This window comes from Natrinema longum (genome assembly GCF_017352095.1).
GTDB classification, from domain to species: domain Archaea; phylum Halobacteriota; class Halobacteria; order Halobacteriales; family Natrialbaceae; genus Natrinema; species Natrinema longum.
In genome coordinates this window covers 366,991-389,064 of record NZ_CP071463.1, presented here as the reverse complement: position 1 = coordinate 389,064, position 22,074 = coordinate 366,991, and the positions used below count along the sequence as shown (strand labels likewise).

Annotated in this window: 25 protein-coding genes; 9 read left to right on the top strand and 16 right to left on the bottom strand. The window is 62.5% G+C overall.

Annotated features, from left to right (window positions below; translation table 11 throughout):
• Positions 1 to 97 precede the first annotated feature (97 nt).
• From J0X27_RS01910 to J0X27_RS01890, 5 genes are all read left to right on the top strand, one after another.
• Positions 98 to 1,084: a GDP-mannose 4,6-dehydratase gene (locus tag J0X27_RS01910; RefSeq protein ID WP_207270800.1), complete on the top strand. Its 987-nt coding sequence runs from the start codon at positions 98 to 100 to the stop codon at positions 1,082 to 1,084.
• A gap of 144 nt (positions 1,085 to 1,228) precedes the next feature.
• Complete coding sequence (locus tag J0X27_RS01905) at positions 1,229 to 1,765, top strand: OB-like fold-containing membrane protein (protein ID WP_207270799.1); 537 nt, start codon at positions 1,229 to 1,231, stop codon at positions 1,763 to 1,765.
• Positions 1,758 to 2,282 (top strand): metal-dependent hydrolase, encoded by a 525-nt coding sequence (locus J0X27_RS01900; RefSeq protein ID WP_207270798.1) that lies wholly within the window; start codon positions 1,758 to 1,760, stop codon positions 2,280 to 2,282. Before J0X27_RS01905 ends, J0X27_RS01900 begins: the two co-directional genes overlap by 8 nt.
• Before the next feature lie 130 nt (positions 2,283 to 2,412).
• Complete coding sequence (locus tag J0X27_RS01895) at positions 2,413 to 3,534, top strand: DUF4330 family protein (protein WP_207270797.1); 1,122 nt, start codon at positions 2,413 to 2,415, stop codon at positions 3,532 to 3,534.
• A 12-nt stretch (positions 3,535 to 3,546) separates the two neighbouring features.
• Positions 3,547 to 4,293 (top strand): hypothetical protein, encoded by a 747-nt coding sequence (locus J0X27_RS01890; RefSeq protein WP_207270796.1) that lies wholly within the window; start codon positions 3,547 to 3,549, stop codon positions 4,291 to 4,293.
• Between the two features lie 92 nt (positions 4,294 to 4,385).
• Here the strand turns inward: J0X27_RS01890 and J0X27_RS01885 are convergent, their stop codons facing one another.
• The 5 genes from J0X27_RS01885 to J0X27_RS01865 form a co-directional block, all read right to left on the bottom strand.
• Complete coding sequence (locus tag J0X27_RS01885; RefSeq protein ID WP_207270795.1) at positions 4,386 to 5,129, bottom strand: beta-ketoacyl-ACP reductase; 744 nt, start codon at positions 5,127 to 5,129, stop codon at positions 4,386 to 4,388.
• A 124-nt stretch (positions 5,130 to 5,253) separates the two neighbouring features.
• Positions 5,254 to 6,831 (bottom strand): class III poly(R)-hydroxyalkanoic acid synthase subunit PhaC, encoded by a 1,578-nt coding sequence (gene phaC, locus J0X27_RS01880; protein ID WP_207270794.1) that lies wholly within the window; start codon positions 6,829 to 6,831, stop codon positions 5,254 to 5,256.
• Positions 6,828 to 7,373 (bottom strand): poly(R)-hydroxyalkanoic acid synthase subunit, encoded by a 546-nt coding sequence (locus J0X27_RS01875; protein WP_207270793.1) that lies wholly within the window; start codon positions 7,371 to 7,373, stop codon positions 6,828 to 6,830. Before J0X27_RS01875 ends, phaC begins: the two co-directional genes overlap by 4 nt.
• Before the next feature lie 51 nt (positions 7,374 to 7,424).
• Positions 7,425 to 7,910 carry a hypothetical protein gene (locus J0X27_RS01870; protein WP_207270792.1) on the bottom strand — a complete coding sequence of 162 codons (486 nt, stop codon included), beginning with the start codon at positions 7,908 to 7,910 and terminating at the stop codon, positions 7,425 to 7,427.
• Positions 7,907 to 8,227 (bottom strand): AbrB/MazE/SpoVT family DNA-binding domain-containing protein, encoded by a 321-nt coding sequence (locus J0X27_RS01865; protein ID WP_097379403.1) that lies wholly within the window; start codon positions 8,225 to 8,227, stop codon positions 7,907 to 7,909. The genes J0X27_RS01870 and J0X27_RS01865 overlap by 4 nt, the downstream gene beginning before the upstream one ends.
• Before the next feature lie 264 nt (positions 8,228 to 8,491).
• Between J0X27_RS01865 and J0X27_RS01860 the strand changes: the two genes are divergently transcribed.
• From J0X27_RS01860 to cdd, 3 genes are all read left to right on the top strand, one after another.
• Positions 8,492 to 9,130, top strand: coding sequence for a MaoC family dehydratase (locus J0X27_RS01860; protein WP_207270791.1), 639 nt, complete (start codon positions 8,492 to 8,494; stop codon positions 9,128 to 9,130).
• A gap of 103 nt (positions 9,131 to 9,233) precedes the next feature.
• Positions 9,234 to 10,637 (top strand): phosphohexomutase domain-containing protein, encoded by a 1,404-nt coding sequence (locus tag J0X27_RS01855; RefSeq protein WP_207270790.1) that lies wholly within the window; start codon positions 9,234 to 9,236, stop codon positions 10,635 to 10,637.
• Between the two features lie 41 nt (positions 10,638 to 10,678).
• Positions 10,679 to 11,068 (top strand): cytidine deaminase, encoded by a 390-nt coding sequence (gene cdd / locus J0X27_RS01850; RefSeq protein WP_207270789.1) that lies wholly within the window; start codon positions 10,679 to 10,681, stop codon positions 11,066 to 11,068.
• 73 nt (positions 11,069 to 11,141) lie between these two features.
• Here cdd and J0X27_RS01845 read toward each other — a convergent pair whose 3' ends face one another.
• On the bottom strand, positions 11,142 to 11,570 hold the full coding sequence (locus J0X27_RS01845; protein WP_207270788.1) for a DUF488 family protein, N3 subclade: 429 nt from the start codon (positions 11,568 to 11,570) through the stop codon (positions 11,142 to 11,144).
• Positions 11,571 to 11,629: 59 nt separating this feature from the next.
• Between J0X27_RS01845 and J0X27_RS01840 the strand changes: the two genes are divergently transcribed.
• Positions 11,630 to 12,451 (top strand): nucleoside phosphorylase, encoded by an 822-nt coding sequence (locus J0X27_RS01840; protein WP_207270787.1) that lies wholly within the window; start codon positions 11,630 to 11,632, stop codon positions 12,449 to 12,451.
• A 42-nt stretch (positions 12,452 to 12,493) separates the two neighbouring features.
• Here the strand turns inward: J0X27_RS01840 and J0X27_RS01835 are convergent, their stop codons facing one another.
• The 10 genes from J0X27_RS01835 to J0X27_RS01790 form a co-directional block, all read right to left on the bottom strand.
• Complete coding sequence (locus tag J0X27_RS01835) at positions 12,494 to 13,192, bottom strand: ABC transporter ATP-binding protein (RefSeq protein WP_207270786.1); 699 nt, start codon at positions 13,190 to 13,192, stop codon at positions 12,494 to 12,496.
• Positions 13,189 to 13,965 (bottom strand): ABC transporter ATP-binding protein, encoded by a 777-nt coding sequence (locus J0X27_RS01830; RefSeq protein WP_207270785.1) that lies wholly within the window; start codon positions 13,963 to 13,965, stop codon positions 13,189 to 13,191. Before J0X27_RS01830 ends, J0X27_RS01835 begins: the two co-directional genes overlap by 4 nt.
• A 73-nt stretch (positions 13,966 to 14,038) precedes the next feature.
• A complete protein-coding gene (locus J0X27_RS01825) occupies positions 14,039 to 15,172 on the bottom strand; it encodes an ABC transporter permease subunit (RefSeq protein WP_207270784.1) in 1,134 nt (377 codons plus the stop codon).
• Positions 15,169 to 16,071, bottom strand: coding sequence for an urea ABC transporter, permease protein UrtB (gene urtB / locus J0X27_RS01820; protein WP_207272000.1), 903 nt, complete (start codon positions 16,069 to 16,071; stop codon positions 15,169 to 15,171). The genes J0X27_RS01825 and urtB overlap by 4 nt, the downstream gene beginning before the upstream one ends.
• A gap of 70 nt (positions 16,072 to 16,141) precedes the next feature.
• Complete coding sequence (locus J0X27_RS01815; RefSeq protein WP_224214685.1) at positions 16,142 to 17,392, bottom strand: urea ABC transporter substrate-binding protein; 1,251 nt, start codon at positions 17,390 to 17,392, stop codon at positions 16,142 to 16,144.
• Between the two features lie 568 nt (positions 17,393 to 17,960).
• Positions 17,961 to 18,728 (bottom strand): mechanosensitive ion channel domain-containing protein, encoded by a 768-nt coding sequence (locus tag J0X27_RS01810; protein ID WP_207270782.1) that lies wholly within the window; start codon positions 18,726 to 18,728, stop codon positions 17,961 to 17,963.
• A gap of 1 nt (position 18,729) precedes the next feature.
• Complete coding sequence (gene dacZ, locus J0X27_RS01805; RefSeq protein ID WP_207270781.1) at positions 18,730 to 19,542, bottom strand: diadenylate cyclase DacZ; 813 nt, start codon at positions 19,540 to 19,542, stop codon at positions 18,730 to 18,732.
• A gap of 536 nt (positions 19,543 to 20,078) precedes the next feature.
• Complete coding sequence (locus tag J0X27_RS01800; RefSeq protein ID WP_207270712.1) at positions 20,079 to 20,909, bottom strand: IS5 family transposase; 831 nt, start codon at positions 20,907 to 20,909, stop codon at positions 20,079 to 20,081.
• 146 nt (positions 20,910 to 21,055) lie between these two features.
• Positions 21,056 to 21,682, bottom strand: a complete 627-nt coding sequence (locus J0X27_RS01795; protein ID WP_207270780.1) for a hypothetical protein — start codon at positions 21,680 to 21,682, stop codon at positions 21,056 to 21,058.
• A 55-nt stretch (positions 21,683 to 21,737) separates the two neighbouring features.
• Positions 21,738 to 21,953, bottom strand: coding sequence for a hypothetical protein (locus J0X27_RS01790; RefSeq protein ID WP_207270779.1), 216 nt, complete (start codon positions 21,951 to 21,953; stop codon positions 21,738 to 21,740).
• Between the last annotated feature and the right edge of the window lie 121 nt (positions 21,954 to 22,074).

Below are 22,074 nucleotides of genomic sequence, written 5' to 3'. Positions count from 1 at the left end.
AGTCGATGTTCTTCGCCGTGTTGTAACTCGTGTACGCTCCGATTCCACACACCGAAGACGTACTCTTTTTGTAGGGATGGTAGCACAGATTCACCTAATGGACGTGCTCGTTACCGGCGGTGCAGGCTTTATCGGCGGCCACATTGCTGAAGCCGTCGCAGGCCGCGGCCACGACGTGACCGTACTGGACAATTTCGAACCCTACTACGATCTCGGCATCAAGGAACACAACGTCGAGGCCGCGAAAACGGCCGCCGCCGAGGCCGACGCGAGCTATGATCTCATCGACGGCTCGATCACCGACGGATCGCTCGTCGACGACCTCGTCGCCGACGCTGATGTCGTCTATCACCAAGCGGCTCAGGCGGGCGTCCGGACAAGTGTCGAGCAACCACAAAAAGTCAACGCGTACAACGTCGACGGGACGATGAACCTCCTCGAGGCCGCCCGGCACACCGATCTCGAGCGCGTCGTCCTCGCCTCCTCGTCGTCGGTCTACGGCAAGCCGGCGTATCTACCCTACGACGAGGAGCATCCGACGAACCCCGTCTCACCGTATGGCGTTTCGAAACTCGCGAGCGAACAGTACGCGCGCGTCTACAACGAGGTCTACGGCCTCCCGACGGTCGCACTCAGGTACTTCACCGTCTACGGCCCGCGGATGCGGCCGAACATGGCGATGACGAATTTCGTTTCGCGGTGTCTCCACGGCGAACCGCCGGTGATCTACGGGGACGGCACACAGACCCGTGATTTCACTTACATCGACGATATCGTTCGGGTCAACGAACAGCTTCTCGAGGACGACAGCGCGGACGGCCAGATCTGTAACGTAGGCTCGACGGACAACATCGACATTCACACCCTCGCGGAAGTCGTCCGCGACGAGATCGATCCGAGCCTCGAACTCGAGTTCGGCGAGCCCCGCGAGGGCGACGCCGAACACACCCACGCCGACATCTCGAAAGCCAACGCGGTCCTCGGCTACGAGCCGACAGTCGACATCCGCCAGGGAGTCTCGAAATTCATCGACTGGTACCGCGAGAATCGGGAGTGGTACGATCCGCTCGTCCGGTCATCGTAGGACGATCTCGTGGTCCGAGAGCGCCCGCTACCGTCGACTCCGCCTCGATCCGCGGACTCGAATAACGAGTGCTGACGGATATAGACGGCGCGCTCCTTCGAACATCGATACGATAAAGGAACCGCTGTGCCAGAGGAGTGACGAATGCGCCCCGCGACCAGAGTCGTCGTCGTCGCCGTGTTACTCCTCGTCCTCGGCGGACTCTGTGTTCACTACGGTGCGACCTACGACGACAACTGGCCTCACCCGACCGGTGATCGAATCCAGGACGCGGGACTCGAGCAGTCCGTCGGCGACCGGGTACTCCTGTTCGGCGAGGTACGAGGCGTCGACGCCGAGGCCGAGACCATCACCATCCAGGTCACGGACGACAGCGGCGAGGTGGCCGCCGAGCTCGAGGTTCGGGGCGTCGCAAGCGAGGTGAAACCGGGCGGTGTCGTACAGGTCTATGGCCTTCTCGAGTCCGAAACGGAGCTCGCCGCCGATCGGACGGTCGTCGTGAACCGTGATCCGTCGGCGGCGACCTACAAACTCGGGGCCTCGGTCGTCGGTCTCCTGTTGGCGGTCGGCTACTTCCTCCGGCACTGGCGCGTGACCGGCCGCGAACTCGCCTTCGAGCCGAGAGTCGGTCCAGCGACGTCAGATAGCGAGCCGAAATCGGAGGGGAACCGCCGTGGCTGATCTCCTCTCCCACGTCCTCCTCGCGTACGCGGGCTGTACGATCGCGGGCTGGTACCGCCCGATCCCGGATCGGTGGATCGCCGTCGTGATGGTCGGCGCGGTTCTGCCGGACCTCAACCGAATGACGTTGCTCGTCGCGAGCGGGACGCTCGAGGCGATCCTCGGCGTTCCGTTCGATCTCGACGCGCTGTCGACGCTCGGGGGAGCGATCGTCCTCGCGGGGATGGGTGCGATGGTCGTCGCCGACAGGCACCGACGGACGTTCACCGCGCTGCTCGCAGGTGCGCTCTCACACCTCGTCGTCGACGGCGTCAAGACCTACGCCGACGGCGCTGCCGGGGCGTGGCTCTACCCGTTCACGTGGGCCCGCCATCCGACGCCGAGTCTGTACGTCTCGTCGGATCCCGTCGTTCTCATCTCTGTTGGACTCCTTGCAGGAACTGTTGCTGGCATCGATCGGTACGGGAGACGGTCCGATGAGACCGAAACTGATCCTCGACCGCAGGAGGAATCGTAGCCGCTGTCTCAAAGGACCTCTCTCAGTAGCCGGTTACAGATTTCGCCTCCGGAAGTGATGAGAACGAGAACATAACAATAACTATAGTCCCGGCCCCGACTTTCTCGTTTATGAACCTCCGGAGTGATGTATGCCGCTGATCGACGACGAGGGTAACCTCTTCGGCGTCGTCAACGTCATCGACGCTCTCGCAGTCGTCCTCCTGCTTGCCGTCATCGTCGCGGGAATCGCGTTCGTCGGGGTACTCGGCAACGGCGAACCCGAAACCAGGTACGCTACTGTCGATCTCGGCGGGCAACCCGATTATGTCGCCGATCGCGTGAGCGAAGGGGATACCGTCAGGGTCGACGGCTCCTCGCACAACCTCACGGTGACCGATGTCTACGTCACGCCCGCGATGGCCAGCAACAGCGGAAACCAGTCACAGGTGACGGTTCGCACAAAGATCAACGGCGAGACCGTCGAGGTCGACGACAGGGACGAACGGGTCTTCAAATACGCCGGCGAACGACTTCGCGTCGGGGCAGAGGTCGCGATGGATACTGACGACTACACCACCACTGGTCGTCTGACGAGTCTCGAGTCCGACGGATCGTCCCTCACGGTCGATGAGACGCCGGTCTTGCTCGAGTCGACGATCTCGGACCGGACGGCGGAGGAAATCAGCGAAAACGATACCGTCACGCTCGGCTCGTATACCACGGCAACGATAACGAACGTCCGGTTGTACCCGATCGGTGGAGATCGGTATCGGGCGCTCGTCGGAACTGAACTCAACACTCACCAACAGGGATCGATGCCGACCTACGGTGGCCAGACAGTCACCGTCGGGAGCCAGATCAACCTGAGTCCTGATGGATACGATCTCAACGGTGAAGTAGTCCGACGCGGGTCCGATCAGGAGATCGGCAACTCGACGACGATCAACGCCGAGATCGAAATCGAGAATATCCAGCCCGCGGTCGCGGACGAGTTCAGCGTGGGCATGACCGAGACCGTCCGCGATGAGACGTTGGTCACGATCCAGTCGGTCGACACTGAGGCGGCCGATACCGTCCTCGAGAGCGAGAGCGGAGAGATCTACCTCCGCGAGCATCCGAAGAACAAGGACGTCACGCTTTCCGTCGAGTTACAGACGCGACGGACCGACACTGGCGTGCGATTCCACGGTGACTCGCTCCGGACCGGCGATAGCGTGGTCCTCGACTTCGGGACGACGACCGTCAGCGGAACGGTCACACAGATAGAGTAGCAGCGATCACAGATGAGTACCAACGCACGCGATGGATCGGTGATCGTCCGGGTCGGACGGACGGTAGCCGATCGCATGCGGACGGCTATCGACCGTTCACGGCTCGGATCGCTGTCCCACTCGCACAACGACTCTCACGCCTCCGAATCCGAGGAGACGACCGCTACGCCATCGCCGTCGGTGCTCGAGCGGATCGCGAGCGGGTCGGCACTTCGGTCCGCGATGACGGCCACGAAGACGCGAGTACAGCCGGTCGCCTCGAGCGCGCGACTCACAGCCCTTGGAGAGACGTGCTATCGGTACGCGACGTCGTCCTTTGGCTATCGGTGGCTCACGACGGAGCCGGAGCCGGACGTTATCGTCATCGATCTCCGCGAAACCAACGCGATCGGCCCGTTCCTCGATAGTCTCGATCGCGTACTGGATGGCGCGACGGGCGCGATGCCGACGTCTGCCGTCACCGAAGTTGTGACTCGAGTCGGGACCGCCGTTCGTGACCGACCGCTCGCAGCAGCGAGCGTTTTCGCACTCCCCACCGTTGCTGTTTCGCTCATCGTGCTCGGACTCAGCGGCTCGCTCGATCTCCCGCTGCTCGGGGTTCACCTCGCCGCCGCTGTCTTGGCGGTTCTCGGACTCCGTTCGCGACGGAGTCTCGATGACCTTCTCGAGATGCAGGCAGTCCAGCTCCTCGTTGCGGTGTTCGAACCGCCGGAGCCGCCGGCAACCGAGATGCGAACCGACGAACCGGACGACGAATGACTGTCGCTCAGTTCGGACATTGCTCACCGTCTACTTAGAGACGCGCCAGCGGTACAGACGCGTATCGAGAAGAACCGATGCTCCGGCAGAACTCAGAGATCCATTCCGCCGTTGACGTCGATCACTTCGCCGGTAACGTACGAGGAGTCCTTGCTCGCGAGGAATCGGACCACTGCGGCGATGTCCTCGACTTCCGCAAGTCGCTCGAGTGGAATCCCTGCGATGATCCGGTCGAGGACCTCGTCGGGGACGCTCTCGAGCATGTCGGTTGCGGTGAAGCCGGGCGCGACGCAGTTGGCCGTCGATCCGCCTTTGGCGAGTTCGAGGGCGATCGTCCGCGTGAAGCCGAACATGCCGCTTTTTGCGGTCGCGTAGTTGGCCTGGCCGAAGTTGCCCTGTTTGCCGACGACGCTCGAGATGTTGATCAGCCGCCCCTCGTCGGCGTTCCAGATGTCGTCGTAGAACAGCTGGGTGCAGTTGAACATGCCACCGAGGTTGACGTCCATGACCCGATCCCACTCCTCGCGGGACATCTCGGTGAACTGCTTGTCGGCCGTGATGCCGGCGTTGTTCACGAGGACGTCGGCCGGACCGAAGGCTTCGTGACAGACCTCGAGCATGTGTTCGACCTCCGCGCGATCGGAGACATCCGCCCTGGCTGCGACGGCGGAGCCGCCGGTGGACTCGATCCTGTCGACGGCTTCCTGTGCAGCTCCCTCCGACGACCGGTAGTTGATAACGACGTTTGCACCTTCCTCTCCCAGGTACTGAGCGATACCGCGACCGATACCCCGCGCTGACCCTGTGATGACGCAGGTACGACCATCCATGGACATAACTCACACATTCAACGTCCGATGGTAAATAACGACCTGTTAGATATCACGTTATCCGACCCGAGAACACTCCGAGGGAGGGGCGAGAAGACGTCCCGAGCGGTGCCCACTGGCGGGGTCGCAACTACTGCTCTCGAGCCTGTTCGATCCAGTCTTCGATGCGGCTCGGGGCGATGCCGGTTTCGGCGGCGAGCTCCGCCACGTCGGCTGCCGCGAGGGCGTCGAACGTTTCGATCCCTGCGGCAGTGAGGTCCGCGGCGTAGGCGTCACCGATACCCCGTAGATCGGTCAAATCGTCGGTTTCGGACTCGATCTCGGACGCGGCGTCCTCGCCGGCGACTTCCTCGACGACGTCCTCGTCGACGGTCATCTCGCCGGGCGCTGCGGGCTCCTCCTGAACGTCTTCTTCGCCGCGCTCGACGATCTCTTCCGCCGACCGATCCGTGCCGTGGAGTTCGCTGGTCTCGGCGTCGAGATCGGTCTCGGAACGTGCCTCGGTGCTCGAGCCGCCGTCCGCGAGGTCTGCCGTCCCCGATTCGTCGCCCGCGACGTCTTCCGTGAGGGAAGCGTCCGGTTCCTCGGCGGCTGGCGTCTCCAGTTCGGCGTCGGCGTCCGTCCCGTTCGAGCGCTCCTCGAACCACTCACAGACGTCGGGCCAGAGTTCGGCGTGGCTCCGCGAGGAGACCGACATGCCGATGTGGCCCGTCGCGAACTCGAGGATCTCGGTGTCATCCGAGGCGATCACGTCGTTGAACGGTTTGGAGGCCGCCGGCGGGATGAGGTGGTCGTACTCGGCGACGATCTGGAGGACGGGCATGTCGATGTTCGTGAGATCGACGTGCTCGCCGCCCAGGTACAGCTCGTTTTCGTAGAGCTTGTTGTCCTGGTAGATGTCGCGGATGAACTCCTCGTAGGCCTCCCCCGCGACGTCGATCCCCTCGTCGAGCCAGCGTTCCATCCGGGCGAAGTTCTCGACGAAGTCCTCGTCTTCGACGTTGTCGTAGAATCGGACGTACTTCGTCACGTTGTTCGCGACGGGGTCCATCAGCGCGAAGCCGACGTCGAGGAACTCCGCGGGGACGTTGTCGAAGGTGTCCGTGACACGGTCGGGGTCGTAGTACTCCTCGCCACCCCAAAGCTCGAGGACGCCGCCGTCGCCGGTAAAGCAGAGTCCGGCGGCCATCAGCGCCAGGTTCTCGACCTTTTCGGGGTACAGCGAGGCGTACATGGCCGACTTCGTGCCGCCCATGCAGTAGCCGAGGATGTTGATCGAGTCCTGCCCGGAGCGTTCGCGGACGACGTCGACGCAGTTGTCGATGTACCGGTTGACGTAATCGTCCAGCGACAGCGAGCGGTCCAGCTTCGAGGGCTCGCCCCAGTCGATCAGGTAGACGTCGAACCCGGCCTCGAGCAGCGTCTGGACCACGGACCGATCCGGCTGGAGATCGAGGATGTACGGCTTGTTGATCAGCGCGTAGACGATGAGGATGGGGATGTCGTGTTGCTCCTCGGTCATCGGCTCGTAGTGGAGGAGCTCGAGTTTGTTTTCCTCGTAGACGACCTCGCTTGGCGTCGCTCCGACCTCGACGGTCTCGATCGTTTCGGTCCGCTCGGGGGCGACCCGCGTCTTCTCGGCGAGGTCGGCCGTCGCCTCCCAGGCCTGCCGTTGCATGTCCAGAACGGTCGCGTATGGGTTTTTCATTGCTCCTCTAGGTGTTCGAGAACGCGGTCGAGTTTCTCCTCGACGGCGTGTTGGCGGCGCTCGAGTTCGACGAGTCGGTCGCCGATTTCGACGACGTCGCCCTCCGTCGCGAAGCCGAGAGTGTGTAGCGTCTCCTCGGCGGCTTCGTCGGCCTGTTCCTGGAGTTCGAGGACGTCGCCGACGGTTTCGCCGGTCATCTTGGCGAAGGCCGTCGTCGACATGATCTCCTTGAACGCCTCGTTGGACGTGTTGAGCCAGATGTCGCGGAACTCCTCGATGTCGACGTCTTCCCCCTCGAGTTGGTCGTTCATCCGGTCGACCATCTGCTGGGAGGCGTTCATCCACGTCTCGTAGGCGCGGGCGTATCCCTCGACGCCGTCGGAGAATTCCTCCTCGTCGCTCATCTCACCGACCGTCTCGGACCAGCTCTCGACGAACTGGGCCTGGGCCTCCATGTTGTCCTCGAGGGCCTCGAGGAATTGTTCGTTCCACTGTTCGACGAACGCGTTCCAGTTTTGTGACTGGGGCTGTGAATCTGTCATTGGAATAAAATTGGGTGCCGTGTGTGAAAAGGGTACGGCCGGTTCGGCGATCTACGCCGAGACGTCGAACTCGTCGGCAGCCTCTTCGACGTTTTCGGCGACGGTGCTGACGTTCTCCTCGACCTGTTCGTGGGCCTCCAGTGCCGCGTCGAAGGACGTGTCGACGACCTCGGAGTAGCTGGCGGCGAACTCCTCGTAGGCGACTTCCGACTCTTCGAGGGCGTCGAGGTAGGCCTGGATCGACTGCGACTGGGCCTCGGTGGCCGAATCGAAGCCTTCGTCGACGAGTTCGCGGAGTTCGCCGAAGTCGGCCGCCTCCTCGGGGAGGGAGGCCTCGAGGGCGTCGAAGTAGGCGTGAATCGCGCCCTTGGTCAGTTCGGCGTTGGATTCGAACAGCGAGTTCGACGTTTCGACGGCGTCGGCGAAGGCGCTGATCGAGTTCTCCTGGGCCTTGATCGCGTCGTGGGTGAGTGATTGGCTCTGTTCGAGTGCGGTGCGCTGTGCGTCGAAGACTGCGGTGAATGGGTTCTGAGTCATGATTGGTCCTCTCGGTTGCGTTTGACGGGGACGACGATCGTCTGGACGATGTCGCCCTCTTCGATGTCGAGGGCTTCCCGTTCGGGGCCGGGGATGCTGATCCGACCGCCGCTCTGGACGCGGGCCTTGAACGTGGCCGTGCCCATGTTCATGGGCCCGAAGGCCGACGTGTTCTCGAGCGGATTCGCCGACGTGGCCTGCAGCAACTGTTTCATCATCTCCTGCTGGGATTCGGCGACCTGCTCGCCCGCTTCCTGCATCTGCTCTGTAAACATCGCAGGCGGGAACCAGGGCGATCGGTCGGAGTCGTCCGTCATCAACAGTTCGTTGGATCGCGGACATAATAAGCCTTTCCACTAGATACCATTAGATACCATCGAATGGTGGAGGGCGGATCGGATCGCCGCTGTCGGGAGCGGCTGTGCACGACCCGCGATCAAACCGGAGACGTGACGACTCGCTGTAAGGTGAAATTTTTCATCTCAGCCCTCCTAAGAGACAATTACTCCGTATTTCGGTCAGCAAAACGCTGTTAGGTCAGCCAAAGAAGTCATATACACCCCACACTTACCCGGTCGTAGATGTCCCACCAGAACGCTGGCGAAGACAACCTTACCGCCATGACGGACGCATGGTCGGCCATGACGCGGGGGTTCCTTCGAACCGCCACTGCTGCGAATCGAGCGGCAGTTTCTGCGATGCTCCCGTCCACCACTGCCGAAAACGGATCGAATAGCAACAGAATCGCCCCGTCGATCCCGTCGATCGACTACTCCGACCTCGACTGGCAGTTCGATCGCACCGTCGACGATCCGGACGGGATCAGCGTCGGCGATACGGTCACCTTCGAGAAGGTCCTCAGCGACCAGGACGTGCGAGCGTTCGCCGCCGTCAGCGGCGACACGAACCGTCTTCACCTCGACGAGGAGTTCGCGTCCGACACCCGCTTCGGCGAACGCATCGTCCACGGCACGCTCGTCTCCGGACTCATCAGCTCCGCGCTGGCTCGCCTTCCCGGGCTCACTATCTATCTCTCCCAGGACCTCGAGTTCAGCGGCCCGGTCGGTATCGGCGACCGAGTATCCGCTCGCGTCGAAATCGTCGAAGACCTCGGTAACGACCAGTACCGACTCGAGACGGTCGTCCGCGACGAGGACGACGACGTGACCGTGATCGACGGCGAGGCCGTCGTCTTGATCGACGACCTGCCCGCCGAATAGCTGTTTTCTCGACTCTGTGCGACGTCTTCGGTCCGAGAACGCGTTGGAACGTCCGAGAACGCGTTGCAACGTTGCTAAGTAGTTCCTCGCGGAACGGACGCACATGACGCTGTTTGGGACCGCAGGAATCCGTGGTCCGGTCACGGAGGTATCGCCGTCGCTGGCACTGTCCGTCGGCCAGGCCGCCGGCGATTCCGGCGAGACGTTCGTCATCGGCCGCGACGGTCGAGAGACGGGACCGGCGCTCGCGGCGGCGATGGAAGCCGGCCTCGAGAGCGCCGGCGCGGACGTTCGCCGCGTCGGAGCGGTGCCGACGCCAGCACTCGCCTTCGCCTCGCAGGGACGACGTGGCGTGATGCTCACCGCGAGTCACAATCCGCCCGCGGACAACGGCATCAAGCTCTTCGTCGACGGCGTCGAGTACGATAGCGACGCCGAACGGACCATCGACGACCGGGTCGCCAGCGACGACTCCCGGCTCGCTCCCTGGGACGAGTGGGGTGACTCCGAGCGCCTCGCAGTGCTCGAGGGGTATCGATCCGCCGTCGACCGCTACGTTCACGAGCAGTTCGCGGATCGGAGCCGGGACGACCACCTTGGGGAGGTGTCCGCGAGCGATCCCCTCTCGGGACTGCGAATCGCCGTCGACTGCGGGAACGGCGTCGGCGCGCTCGCGACGCCGCAGGTCCTCGAACGCCTCGGCGCGACGGTCGTCGCGGTCAACGCGTCCGTCGACGGCCACTTCCCGGGTCGGGAGAGCAAGCCCACGCCGGAGACGCTGTCGGAGTTCACCGCGTTCCTCGGGAGTGGCGAGTTCGACCTCGGTCTGGCACACGACGGCGACGCCGACCGCCTCGTCGTGTTGGGCCCGGACGGCGACGTGATCCACGAGGACACGATCCTCGCCGTGGTCGCGGCTCACTATACGGCAGCCAGCGACGCCGACGATCCCGTCGTCGTCACCACGCCCAACGCCTCCGCACGCATCGACGAGCGGGTTCGTGAGGCCGGCGGCCGGGTCGAACGCGTCCGTCTCGGATCGCTTCACGAGGGGATCGCACGGGAGCGCTCCCGTGGCACCCCCGATACCGAACTCGCCTTCGCCGCCGAACCCTGGAAGCACATCCACACCGCGTTCGGCGGCTGGATCGACGGCGTCGTCAGCGCCGCGGTCGTCGCCGCACTCGTCGCCGCTGCCGGCGACACCGAGACGCTTCGCGAGCCGGTCACCGAACGGCCGTACCGAAAGGTCAGCGTCGAGTGTCCGGACCCGGCCAAAGCCGACGCCATGGCCACCCTCGAGACGACCCTTCCCGAGGCGTTCCCCGAGGCCGCGGTCGAGACGGAGTACGGCGTCCGCCTCGAGTTCGCGGACGCCTCGTGGCTCCTCGTCCGCCCGAGCGGAACGGAACCGTACGTGCGCCTCTACGCGGAGAGCGACGCCGTCGACGAGCTCGTCGCCGACGCGCGAACGGTCATCGAAGCAGCGGTCGAGGACCGGCGGTAGGAGTCGACATTCTTTGGTGCCCGCCCGTCGAAGCACGTCCCATGAACGAACTGATAGCCGCCGCTCGAGACGTCCAAGACAGGGCCCACGTCCCCTACTCCGACTACCGGGTCGGTGCCGCCCTCGAGACGGCCGACGGTGAGGTCTTCGTCGGCTGCAACCTCGAGAACGCGAACTTCAGCAACAGCCTCCACGCCGAGGAGGTCGCGGTCGCGGAGGCGGTCAAAAACGGCCACCGCGAGTTCTCGCGGCTCGCCGTGAGTTCGGGCCGGCGCGACGGCGTCACCCCTTGTGGGATGTGCCGGCAGACGCTCGCGGAGTTCTGCGACGACGACCTCGTCGTACTCTGTGACGAGGGGGAAAGCGAGGTAACCGAGTACACGCTCGGCGAACTGCTGCCGAACACGATCAGTCAGGACACCCTCGAGTAGCTCGACCTCCCATGGTCCGTGGGAGCCGGACATCGTCTCCGGAGACCGTTCGGCGACCGCTCGCCGACGGCACTCACGCCTCCGACTCGAGGAACTCACGCAAAATAGTCCGGTGACAGCGTTTCTTCTCGGTGTTTTCGTAACAGACCAGCGCCAGCGATTCGCCGGCCGCCAGCCGACCGTCCAGCGCCGCGAGGGCCGCCTGCGCGTCGTCCGTCTCGAGGTACTCCCGATAGGCCGCGCCGAACCCGACTTGGTCCCACGCGGCGTTGTGGGCCCCTTCCTCACAGAGCCCCTGCATCTTCATGTCCTCCTCGCGGTCGCGCATCGACTCGAGCAGTTCGGTCGGCGGGCCGAGTGCCGGCCGGTTCTCGTCGACGGCAGCGTGAAACCACGACGTTGGCTGGCGAACAACGCCGACGCGGGTCGCGTCCGCCGGCAGGTCGGCCAGATCGTGCTGTAGCGCGGCGACGTAGGTATCCGTGAGCGTCCCGCGTGCCATACGCGCAGTACGGCCGCCCTGCATTTATATACAGCGTCGGGCCGAATCGCCGCTATCCGATGGCTCGCAACAGCGAAGACCCGAACGCCGACGTACAGTATCACCTCGAGGTCGGTCCCGAGGACGTGGCCGAGACCGCCCTCCTGCCGGGCAACCCCGAACGACTCGAGAAGATCGTGGCGTTCTGGGACGACCACGAGATCCGCGGCCACCATCGCGAGTACCGAACGGCGACCGGTAGTTACGAGGGGACGCCGATCTCGGTCACCTCGACGGGCATCGGCAGCCCGTCGGCGGCGATCGCCGTCGAGGAACTGGCTCGCGTCGGCGTCGATACGTTCGTTCGGGTCGGCTCCTGTGGGGCGATCCAGCCGGGGATGGCCGTCGGCGATCTGGTGATCACCACCGGCGCGGTCCGTCAGGAGGGGACCAGCGACGAGTACGTCCGGGCCGATTATCCGGCCACTGCGGATCAAGAGGTCGTCTCGGCGCTGGTCGCCGCCGCCGAGCGTCTCGGGTACGACTACCACACCGGCGTCACGATGAGTTCGGACTCGTTCTACGCCGGCCAGGGACGACCGGGGTTCGGCGGGTTCGAAGCCGCCGGTGCCGACGACCTGGTCGAGGAACTCAAAGCGGCCAACGTCGCGAACATCGAGATGGAGGCCAGCGCCATCCTCACGCTGGCGAACCTGTATGGCCTCCGTGCCGGCGCGGTCTGTACCGTCTACGCCAACCGCGAAACCGGCGAGTTCAGAACCGAGGGCGAATCCCGCGCCGCCGAAACCGCAACGCTCGCGACGCACCTGCTCGCGAAGATGGACGCCGTCAAACGCGAGGCCGGCGCGGATCGCTGGCACGCCGGCCTCTCGCTCGAGTAGCCCGAGCGAAGGCCGACGACGGTCCCGCTCGGGGGTCCGGAATCACACCACGAGATGCTCCGCCAGTTTCTCGCGGTTCTCGATGTCCGTGTCGTCGAGTTCGTTTACGATACGCCCCTTATCCATCGCGTAGCAGCGGTCCGCCAGGTTCTGGATGACCGAGAGGTTCTGCTCGACGAACAGGATCGTCGTCCCGAGGTCGTCGTTGATGCGTGCGAGATCCTCGGTAATGGACTGGACGATCGAAGGCTGGACGCCCTCGGAGGGTTCGTCGACCAGCAGCAAGTCGGGGTCACCGACGAGTGCGCGACCGATCGCGAGCATCTGCTGTTGGCCGCCGCTCATCGTCTCGGCGTCCTGACCGGCCCGCTCCTCGAGGATCGGGAAATACTCGTAGACGCGGTCGTACAGCGTCTCGTCGCCGCTCCCGACGTTCTCGCCGATCAGGAGGTTTTCCTCGACGGTCAACCCCGGGAAGACGTCTCGTCCTTGGGGAACGTAGCCGATACCGAAGCCGGCGCGCTCGTCGGCGGACCGGTCGGTGAGGTCGGCGTCACCGTACCGAACCGAGCCGGAATCGGGCTCGAGCAGTCCCATAATCGTCTTCAACAGGGTCGTCTTGCCGACGCCGTTCTTGCCCATGACGCCGACGATTTCGCCTTGTGCGACGTGGCAACTGACGTCACGGAGGATCGGCGTGCCCTCGTAGCCGGCGGTAACGGTCGTCATCTCGAGGCTCATGCGTCTTCACCCAGGTAGATGCGCTGGACGTCTTCGTCCGCCTCGATCTCCTCGATGGAGCCTTGCTGGAAGATCGCCCCCTGGTTCAGCACCGTCACCCGATCGGAGATCTTGCGGACGAACTCCATGTCGTGTTCGATGACGACGAAGGCCATGCCGTCGTCGTTGAGCGACCGTATCAACTCCGCGACGCTCGCGGTCTCCTCGACCGACATCCCCGCGACGGGCTCGTCGAGCAACATTAGCGTCGGCTCGAGCGTCGTCGCCATCCCGATCTCGAGGCGCTGTTGTTGCCCGTGCGAGAGGTCGCCGGCGGGCGTCTCGGCCCGGTCGGCGAGACCGACTTCCGCGAGGGTCTCCCGGATCGCCGAGTCGACGTCGGCGCGGTCAGTTCGCTGGAGCGGGATCTGCAGGTTCTGGGCGACGGTGAGGGCTTCGTAAATATGGGGTGACTGGAACTTCACGCTGAGGCCCGCGTCGATCCGTTCGTGCGACGGCATGTCGGTGATATCGATCCCGTCGAAGTAGACGCTCCCCTCGGTCGGCGAGAGCTGTCCAGTGATCAACTCGAGCAGCGTGCTCTTCCCGGCACCGTTGGGGCCGATGAGACACCGCAACTCACCTTCGTCGACCGTGAAGTCGACGCTATCGACGGCGGTCAATCCGCCGAAGCGTTTGGTGAGGGCCTCCGTCGCCAGCACCGCATCGCGATCGAGACCCGTCGCGGCCACGGCGGGTTTGATTCTGGCGTTCGGATCGCTCGGTGTGCTCACGACGGATCACCTCCGACGGCGAGCGGTCGGTGGGTAGCGACGGCGATTCGCGACTGGTCGATGAGAGGGTCGATCATTCCACTGGTTCCTCCGTTGGACGGCTGGACGAGCGGTCCCCGAGTCGATCGAGCAACCGCTTTCCGATCCGGTCGAGAGACGGTGCGACACCCGATGGCAGTAGCACTATGATACTGATCAACAGCCCGCCGATGATGACGAACGCCCATTCGGGTCCGAGCGGGCCGACGCCTTCCGTCAATCCGGTCCGCATCCGCTCGATGACCAGCGTCGCGCCGACGGTGCCGAGCAGCGACTCGCGACCGCCGACGCTGGCCCACACCACGGGCAACGCGGCGAACTGGATGCCGAAGACGGTCGGGTCGACGTAGTTCCCCCAGGCGGCGTAGAAGACGCCGCCGACGGCCGCGAGCGCACCGCCGATAGTGAACGCGACGAGTTTCACGAACGCGATGTCGTAGCCGAAGGTAGCGGTCCGCTGTTCGTCTTCGCGGACGGCGACCATCGTCATGCCAAAGCGGCTGTTGACGAGGACGCGCAACGCCAGGTAGGTGACGACGAGCGACACCAACAGCGCGTAGTACAGCGGGACGATGTCGCCGAGCCCGACGTTCGTCTCACCGATACCGATGACGAGATCGGGAACGTCCGGCATTCCGTTGAACCCGCCGAGTTGGGCCTCGCCGACGGCCCACTCGCTCCCGGCGGTTTGGGCCATGAACGTGTTCAACACCAACGCCACGACGAGCGTGATGATAGTAACGTAGACGTCGCTCACGCCGCCGTAGAACATGAAGTATCCGAGCACCAGCGCAAACAGCGTCCCGGCGACGACCGCGCCGACGACTGCGGCCGTAATGCCGCCCGCCGACGAGAAGTTCACGCCGATGACACCGAACGCGTAGGCGGCGATTCCGAAGAACGCGACCTGACCGAAACTGAGCACGCCGCAGTACCCCCAGACGAGGGTCAGGCTCAACGCCAGAAACGCCAGCGCGAAGTACTTCGTGGACGTCAAGACCGAGTACAGACCCACGAACTGGGGATAGGCGGCGAGGCCAACGACGGCCAGCGCGAACGCGACCCAGAACGGCGTCGAGTTGCCGAGCGTGTTCGGCCCCTCGAACCGGCCGCGAATCCGACCGAGCGGCCCCGCGGACGATTCGCGTGAGTCGAAATCGGCACTCATTGGTCGGCCCTCCTGCGTTCACGCCAGTCCTCGACGTATCCCGAGATGCCGTTGGGGAGCAGCCGAAGCAAAACGATCGCGACCAGCAACATCGCCATCAGTCCGACGAACGTGCCGAGTTGCCAGCTGAACACCGCGTTGACCAGCCCCAGCAGCGTCGACGCCGACAGCGTTCCGACGACGACCGACGAACCACCGACCACGACGGCGACGAACGACTCGACGAGGAAGGTACTGCCCCGGTCGGGAGTGATCGCGCCGATCGCCGGTGCGTACAGCGCGCCGGTCAGTCCCGCAAGCGCCGACCCGATCGCGAACGTCGTGACGTACATCCGGTCGGTATCGACGCCCATCGCGCGCGCCGTCTCGGGATCCTCGATGGTCGCCCTGGCCTTGACCCCGAACTCCGTTCGGGTAAACAGGAGGAAGAGGCCTCCGAGGACGACCAGAGCGGCCGCTGGCAGGAATACGCTCCGATAGACCGACGAGGTGTACGGTCCGTACGCAACGTTTCCCATCGGCGTCGAGATGCTGTCGAGGCTGGACCCGAAGACGATGAGCAACAGTTGTGCGACCACCAGGGAGAGTCCCCAGGTCGCGACCATCGAGTCCAGCAGCCGGTCGTAGAGGTGCCGGACGATGAGTCGCTCGACGACGATGCCGAAGACGGTCGTCACCACGACGCCCGCGACCATCGCGAGGGGGAGCGGCGCGCCGGCGTGGTAGGCCAGCGCCGTCCCGTAGATGCCGACGAGGATGAACTCGCCGTGTGCGAGGTTGATGACTCCCATCATACCGAAGACGATGGCCAGACCGACCGTCACTAACACGAGGAATCCGAAACTGTTCAGAAACTGGAACAGGAGCGACAGTCCGTCGTAGACCGTGGCCGCCGCCATCGGCCCCACCGCTGTGCTCGCGGTCACGGACGATCACCGCCGGCTTTGATCGCGTTGTGTTCGATCATCATCACACGTCGTAGACGTCTCCGGGTTCGTACTGGGTCTGTTTGGACTCCTCGCGGAGGTCACAGCCCTCGCCACCCTCGACCTCCTCGCGGAGGAACGTCGGTTCGATGAACTGTTCGCCGTCGAAACTGATGTCGTGATTCTCGTCGGCGTGGGCGACGCGCATCTTGTGCGTCATGTGGTGGGTCGCGCCGTCGAGTTCGATGTCCCCCGAGGGAGCCGCGATGTCCATGCCCTCCTCGAGCACCGAGATGACCTCCTCCTGATCGAAGGTGCCAGCCTCCTCGACGGCGTCGCGCCACATGTATACCGAGAAGTAGTTGTTCTGTGCCTCCTGGTTGAGGTAGTTGGCGTCGGGCCAGCGCTCGTAGAACGCGTCGACGAAGCCCTCGCCGCGTTCGTCGCCGAGTTCCTCCATGTAGCTGACGCCGGCGTAGACGTCGGTCAGGGCGTCGGGTTCGTAGCGGATGTGTTCGTGCCCCTGGGCCATCGTCGTGGAGGTCCCGATGGGAATCAACATGTCGTTGGCGTCCCGCTGGTCGTAGAAGTTCTCGTGGTTGGCACCGACCAGCATCGACATGATGAAGTCGGGGTCTTCGGACTGAATCCGGTTGATGACCGACGAGAAGTCGGTCTCGTTCAGCGGAATGTACTCCTCGCCGACGATATTGTAGTCGTTCTCCTGGGCGATGACGTTGACCCAGTCGCCCGACAGCTGGCCGAAGTTGTAGTCCGCCGCGATGATGTAGATGTCCTCGCCGTACTCCTCGGCCATGTACGGCGTCACCGCGCCGAGTTGCTGGCGCGCGGTCGCGCCGACGGGGAAGATCGTGTCGTCACACACGCCACCCTCGTACTGGGTCGTGTAGAAGTACAGCTGGTCGTAATCGTTGATAATCGGCCGGATCGCCTCGCGGGTCGCACTCGAGTACCCGGCCCACAGGGCGTCGACCTCGTGCTCGAGGATCATCTGCTCGGTCAGCTCCTGGTAGCGCTCGTTGTCCGACTGGGGGTCGGGATCCTCGATCTGGACCTCCTCTCCGAGGATGCCACCGTCCTCGTTGATCTCCTCGATGGCGAGTCGCGTCGCCTGCCACTTGGAGGTCCCGTTGAGCTGGAAATTGCCCGACCGGTCCTCGAGAATACCGACGGTCGGCCCGGCGGAGCTGCCAGACCCCGTACAGCCGGCTAGAGCCGCACCGATTCCCGAAGCGCCGGCGGCCAACAACGAACGTCGAGAGGCGTTACGCACGGAGACGATCACCGCCGTTACAGATTCGATCGTTCAATATGACTAACGTATCATAGTTCGGCACGAACAATCCTGAATATCCAGTCATTTCTACAGTCCTTCGACAATCGGAGACGATATATAAGGATTCCCGGAATATCATCCAAACATAACCCAATGTCGAAATACGATAGTAATTCCATTCGTATCCTTATATTTCTGCGACATGGACGAACGAATAACCGAAGCGAACCGCCGCTCTCCGTCTCGCTGTCGCGACGAGAGTCAGGGTACTGCGAATGCGCAGGAAAATCCGGCGGGGTACGAACCGATTGCCCTAATAGGTGATTACATTCGAGAAGATCGTCCACTTATCGATATATTTGACGACGAATGGGTGGTCCATCTGGACGCAGCGGAACCCGTCGCGTAAACAGTTATTACTGTTCGGTCCGGGAGGCAACGCGTGTTCGACGTACTGCTGCAGTAGGTACGGACGACCCGAACCGTTCGCTGATCGTCTTCTCGAGTCGCTGCTCGTTTCTCGCGGGGGTCGGAGCGGGAGCCGCTGCGAATCGAATTCGCGAGTTCACTCCCGCATTCGGACGATACCGTCCTCGAAGACTTTCCGATTCGGCACGATGTACTCCTCGGAGTCGTCCTCGATCTTGGTGACGAACAGATCGACTTCCTGGACGATGCCGGTCTGGTCGCCGATCCGAATCTCGTCGCCGATCCCGTAGGGCTGGTTGAGCAGTAAGTAGATTCCTGCCGCGCTCGAGACGAGGAAGTCCTTGAAGGCGACGGTACCGACGATCACGACGCCGATGGCGTAGACCGTCAGCAAGATCAGCAACGCCAGCACGTGGACGCCGACCTGGCCCAGCGCGATAATGAAAGTGACATAGAGGACGGAGTACTTGACCAGTTTCGGGATGACCGACACTTCGGGGAGCTTGACGCCCCGCAGATACTCGCTGACGATCAGTTCGGACTTGTCCGCGACGATGAAGCCAAGAATGAGCACGAGGACGGCGATGAACAGTTGGGGAACGAACTCGGTGATCCGAAGCCAGAAGGCGTCGGTGTCCAGCAACTGTGCGATGTGGATCGCGGTCAACACGGCGATCCCGTAGATGAACCACGAACTCAGCCGTGCGACGATCTCGACCGTCGAGGTGCCGATCGACTGGGCGGTCCGCTCGAAGGGGGTCCCCTCGACTGCTTCCGGGACGCCCGACGCGGAGAGCAACTCCTCGTTGAGCCGGCCGACGAGGTAGCCGACGATCAGGCCAAGCGTCAGTACCGCCGCCGCTATGACGGCCGGTTCGTTGAGAAGCGGCTGCCACTCGACCATATCAGTACGCCTCCGGATCGACCTCGAGGATGAGCTCGCCGGCCTTGAACGCGCGAACGAGCCCGTCGCTTTCGGAGAGCACGATCGCGATCGCGTTCGTGTCCCGCGTGATCGCACCGCCGGCCATGTGCCGCGCCCCCAGTCCCTTCGGAATGTCGACGCCCTCCGCCGAGGGCTCGAGGTAGCGATACGCGGAGACGATCTTCCCCGCGTCGGAGATGATGAACGCGCCGTCGAGCCGCGAGAACTCCTTGAGCATGACGTTCACGATCGGGTCGCCGACGTGGACGTGGGACTTCTCGAAGGGGTTGTACGACAGCGGCCGGGACTTGTTCATTACCTTGCCCGCGTCGCCGACGATGAACAACGCGCCCACGGGCTTGCCCTTCTGGCCCTTCTTTCCCAGTTCGATCGCCAACTCGAGGACCGCCTTGACGACCTCCGGGTCCGCGCGGGATTTGACGAACAGGTCGTAGATCCCCGTCTGCGTCTCCGCGTCCGCCCGAACGCGAGAGACGGTATCGATCTCGTCGCTGAAGACGCTCGTCGCACAGGCGAGCGCGTCGCCGTCCTCGACGACCCCCTGTTCGAGCGCCCCCTCGAGGCCGAAGCGGATCCGATCGGTGATCTCCTCGAACTCGAGCGGTAACTCGACGAACGTCTCCGCGCCGACGGCGTTTTCGGTGCCGACGACGACGACGTCGAGATCGTCGACGGCCGCGAACCGTTCGTAGTACGAGCCACTCGGCGAGAAGAGGACGACCGAATCGACACTCGCAAAGAGATCCCCAAACACGTCGTCTAACCCGACCATTGATACTACAACCCGTTCCTGCGCGAATAAGCGTTATGGAGTGTCTGACGTTTGTCTGTCGCTTCCCTCTCCGTTCGACTGAGTTCAATTATCTGACGAGACGTCGTCATTCGATCCGCGACACTCGTCGTTCGACCCCTGAACCGCCTCATCGCGAGTGACCGACCGCCGCTGGTCGTCGTCACGACCCGTTTCGACGTGTGGGGCCGGTTTGGCCACTCGAGGGCGGGCGACGGTCCTGCAGCCTACTCGAGGCGGATGCCGTCGCGGTTCCGTCCTCGAATCCCTGCTGGGGTCGCGAGCCAGTCGTCAGTCGTCTCGATCGCCGTGTTCGCGTTCGAACGAGATCAGATCGGGGCCTCACCAGAGTAATCGGAAAGTGGCTAAAGCCGATTCTGCTTGGTCGAAACGCCTGTAATCCGTCCGTAGTCTATCAATCTCTAACCCGTCTCCCGGTCGTGGGATAGGACTGAGACACATCGCAGGGAATCTATCACAATATTCGGCTGTGTTGAATCGCCATACGGCGGTGGATTTCACTGTTTGACGGCCCGCTTGATGTTATAGACGACACACATCAGGGTAATTTCACGGAACTCTCGATACCAGGTACGCGCTCGCACGGCGTAGCCGAGCGAGCGCTTGATTGCGGAGTTCACGGTTTCAGTCATTGATCGCTGAGCGTACCGATTGTCGTCAATACGAGCGTTGTGAGCGTGATCGTATGGGGCGAAGATCCGATGTTTGATCAGCGGGCGAATGTCGAGTTCACGGAGCTGGTCGCGGAGCGCTTGCTTATCGTAGCCCTTGTCAGCGGCAAGGGACCGGAGATCGCCCGCATTCCGGCGGGCGATCTGCTCACAGAGGTCCGCGTCGCTTCCTTCTAACGTTGTTGAACAGTGGAGATCAAGAACGGCTTGCGTTGCTGTATCGACGAGTTTTGTGACTTTGAGCGTTTGAACGCGGTAATTCGTTCGGTGGCAGTAGTGGCGGCTCGCACGATCACGTTCGTAGAATGTTGCGTCGATAGCAGCGTGTTCAGAGGGGTTGTGCAGCTGCGCCGAGTGGCGCAGCAGCACTCGACAGACACTCATCTCGATCCGATCAAACGACTTACACAGCGTAGATGGATCGGGGAGATCGGCCACGTCAAGGCCGATCTCCCCTGTTATTTGCGGCATTTCCTTCAACAGATCGATCGTCATCCGGTAGGACGTATCGAGGTAAATCCGGAGGCAATGCAGCGAAATGAGGGCATAGTCGGCGAATCCGCCGCCACCAGTCGGGGCGGCGGATTCGCCTCGTTCACCCGTAACTCTTTGTGCAATCGAGACGCAACGCTCGGTGAAGCGGGAGATTTGTGTCATGGACAACCAAATTTCCCCGCTTCAACTCCTTCGATTTACTGACCTTCCCCGACGCCGTCTAGTGATTCAACGCAGCCCAATATTCTCGCACGATATAGCCCCAAGTGATGACGAACCTCTGCTGTCGCCCGGTCCTTTGGCCGGATTTACGATCGTGTCTCCATCAGATTCACAGCTGATTTCACATCCTCTTTGTCGGCTGAATACACCCACATGTGACACTCATCACCATCATAAACAAACGAGATCCGTTTTTTTGTAAAGCCAAACGAATACTCTGTCTTCGAGATGTCTGAATATGCGAACCTCCAGATTTCATCCCCAGAAACGGCGTAGAATGCATCCTGTAAAAAGAATATAAGAGAGTTTAGATATTTCCTGCCGTTCGGTTGCGAGACGCCGATAGTGGTTCGGGGGTTCCGTTTGTCACCGACCCTGATCCCTTGAACACCCGTTTTGAAAATATAATCTGCTTTTCTAATCCCATCCTCAACCTGGCCATGTATTCCCTCATCATACTGAAATAACAAACCATTTATCTTTCGATAATATTGTCCTTCTCTAATTTGCATTTCTGTGGATATTTCGCCTGTCTTTTGTATTTGTGTAGACTCATATTCAAACCGACTCCGATCCATCTTCAAAATGGCTCGAGAATTTTTCGCACTAACATTTGAGGAGAAGAGACCGGATGATGCGCTCCCACTCGTAACCGAAATCTGAACCCGGTCGTTCCCGAGCCAACTGAGGCTCATCGTTCCAATATCCGCCATATTAGAGGCTAATATTAGCAAAGAGATGGTTTTTGTGGTGTGCTCCGTTCACTGGTCATTTCAACATCCAGGCACCTTCCTTGTTCTTCTTGCGCTCTTCGCGAGACAAGAAGTCCTGTGGCTGATGGTTGCCGCCGGAACTATCGAACTGATAGTCGTACTCCCACTCGTCGTAGTTCTTCTCGTGGCGGAGCCACTTGTTGTACCGCCTGACGCCTTCCTGTAGCTTCCCTTTCGCCGTCTCGGACTGATCGTACTCGAACGCCAGCACTCGACGAACGCTTGCCCCTCGTCCTCTGAGGGCGGCATTGAGTAGCCGTCACAGTGTTCCCACCGCCACTTATCGAAGCGGGCAGTACGGTAGGCAGATCCGTAGACCGTGTACTCGGAGT

Excerpts from the sequence above, each read along its gene's own strand:
- J0X27_RS01910 (WP_207270800.1), top strand. The coding sequence starts at position 98 with ATGGACGTGCTCGTTACCGGCGGTGCAGGCTTTATCGGCGGCCACATT.
- J0X27_RS01905 (WP_207270799.1), top strand. The coding sequence starts at position 1,229 with ATGCGCCCCGCGACCAGAGTCGTCGTCGTCGCCGTGTTACTCCTCGTC.
- J0X27_RS01895 (WP_207270797.1), top strand. The coding sequence starts at position 2,413 with ATGCCGCTGATCGACGACGAGGGTAACCTCTTCGGCGTCGTCAACGTC.
- J0X27_RS01890 (WP_207270796.1), top strand. The coding sequence starts at position 3,547 with ATGAGTACCAACGCACGCGATGGATCGGTGATCGTCCGGGTCGGACGG.
- J0X27_RS01885 (WP_207270795.1), bottom strand. The coding sequence starts at position 5,129 with ATGTCCATGGATGGTCGTACCTGCGTCATCACAGGGTCAGCGCGGGGT.
- phaC (WP_207270794.1), bottom strand. The coding sequence starts at position 6,831 with ATGAAAAACCCATACGCGACCGTTCTGGACATGCAACGGCAGGCCTGG.
- J0X27_RS01875 (WP_207270793.1), bottom strand. The coding sequence starts at position 7,373 with ATGACAGATTCACAGCCCCAGTCACAAAACTGGAACGCGTTCGTCGAA.
- J0X27_RS01870 (WP_207270792.1), bottom strand. The coding sequence starts at position 7,910 with ATGACTCAGAACCCATTCACCGCAGTCTTCGACGCACAGCGCACCGCA.
- J0X27_RS01865 (WP_097379403.1), bottom strand. The coding sequence starts at position 8,227 with ATGACGGACGACTCCGACCGATCGCCCTGGTTCCCGCCTGCGATGTTT.
- J0X27_RS01860 (WP_207270791.1), top strand. The coding sequence starts at position 8,492 with ATGTCCCACCAGAACGCTGGCGAAGACAACCTTACCGCCATGACGGAC.
- J0X27_RS01855 (WP_207270790.1), top strand. The coding sequence starts at position 9,234 with ATGACGCTGTTTGGGACCGCAGGAATCCGTGGTCCGGTCACGGAGGTA.
- cdd (WP_207270789.1), top strand. The coding sequence starts at position 10,679 with ATGAACGAACTGATAGCCGCCGCTCGAGACGTCCAAGACAGGGCCCAC.
- J0X27_RS01845 (WP_207270788.1), bottom strand. The coding sequence starts at position 11,570 with ATGGCACGCGGGACGCTCACGGATACCTACGTCGCCGCGCTACAGCAC.
- J0X27_RS01840 (WP_207270787.1), top strand. The coding sequence starts at position 11,630 with ATGGCTCGCAACAGCGAAGACCCGAACGCCGACGTACAGTATCACCTC.
- J0X27_RS01835 (WP_207270786.1), bottom strand. The coding sequence starts at position 13,192 with ATGAGCCTCGAGATGACGACCGTTACCGCCGGCTACGAGGGCACGCCG.
- J0X27_RS01825 (WP_207270784.1), bottom strand. The coding sequence starts at position 15,172 with ATGAGTGCCGATTTCGACTCACGCGAATCGTCCGCGGGGCCGCTCGGT.
- urtB (WP_207272000.1), bottom strand. The coding sequence starts at position 16,071 with ATGGCGGCGGCCACGGTCTACGACGGACTGTCGCTCCTGTTCCAGTTT.
- J0X27_RS01810 (WP_207270782.1), bottom strand. The coding sequence starts at position 18,728 with ATGGTCGAGTGGCAGCCGCTTCTCAACGAACCGGCCGTCATAGCGGCG.
- dacZ (WP_207270781.1), bottom strand. The coding sequence starts at position 19,542 with ATGGTCGGGTTAGACGACGTGTTTGGGGATCTCTTTGCGAGTGTCGAT.
- J0X27_RS01800 (WP_207270712.1), bottom strand. The coding sequence starts at position 20,909 with ATGACACAAATCTCCCGCTTCACCGAGCGTTGCGTCTCGATTGCACAA.
- J0X27_RS01795 (WP_207270780.1), bottom strand. The coding sequence starts at position 21,682 with ATGGCGGATATTGGAACGATGAGCCTCAGTTGGCTCGGGAACGACCGG.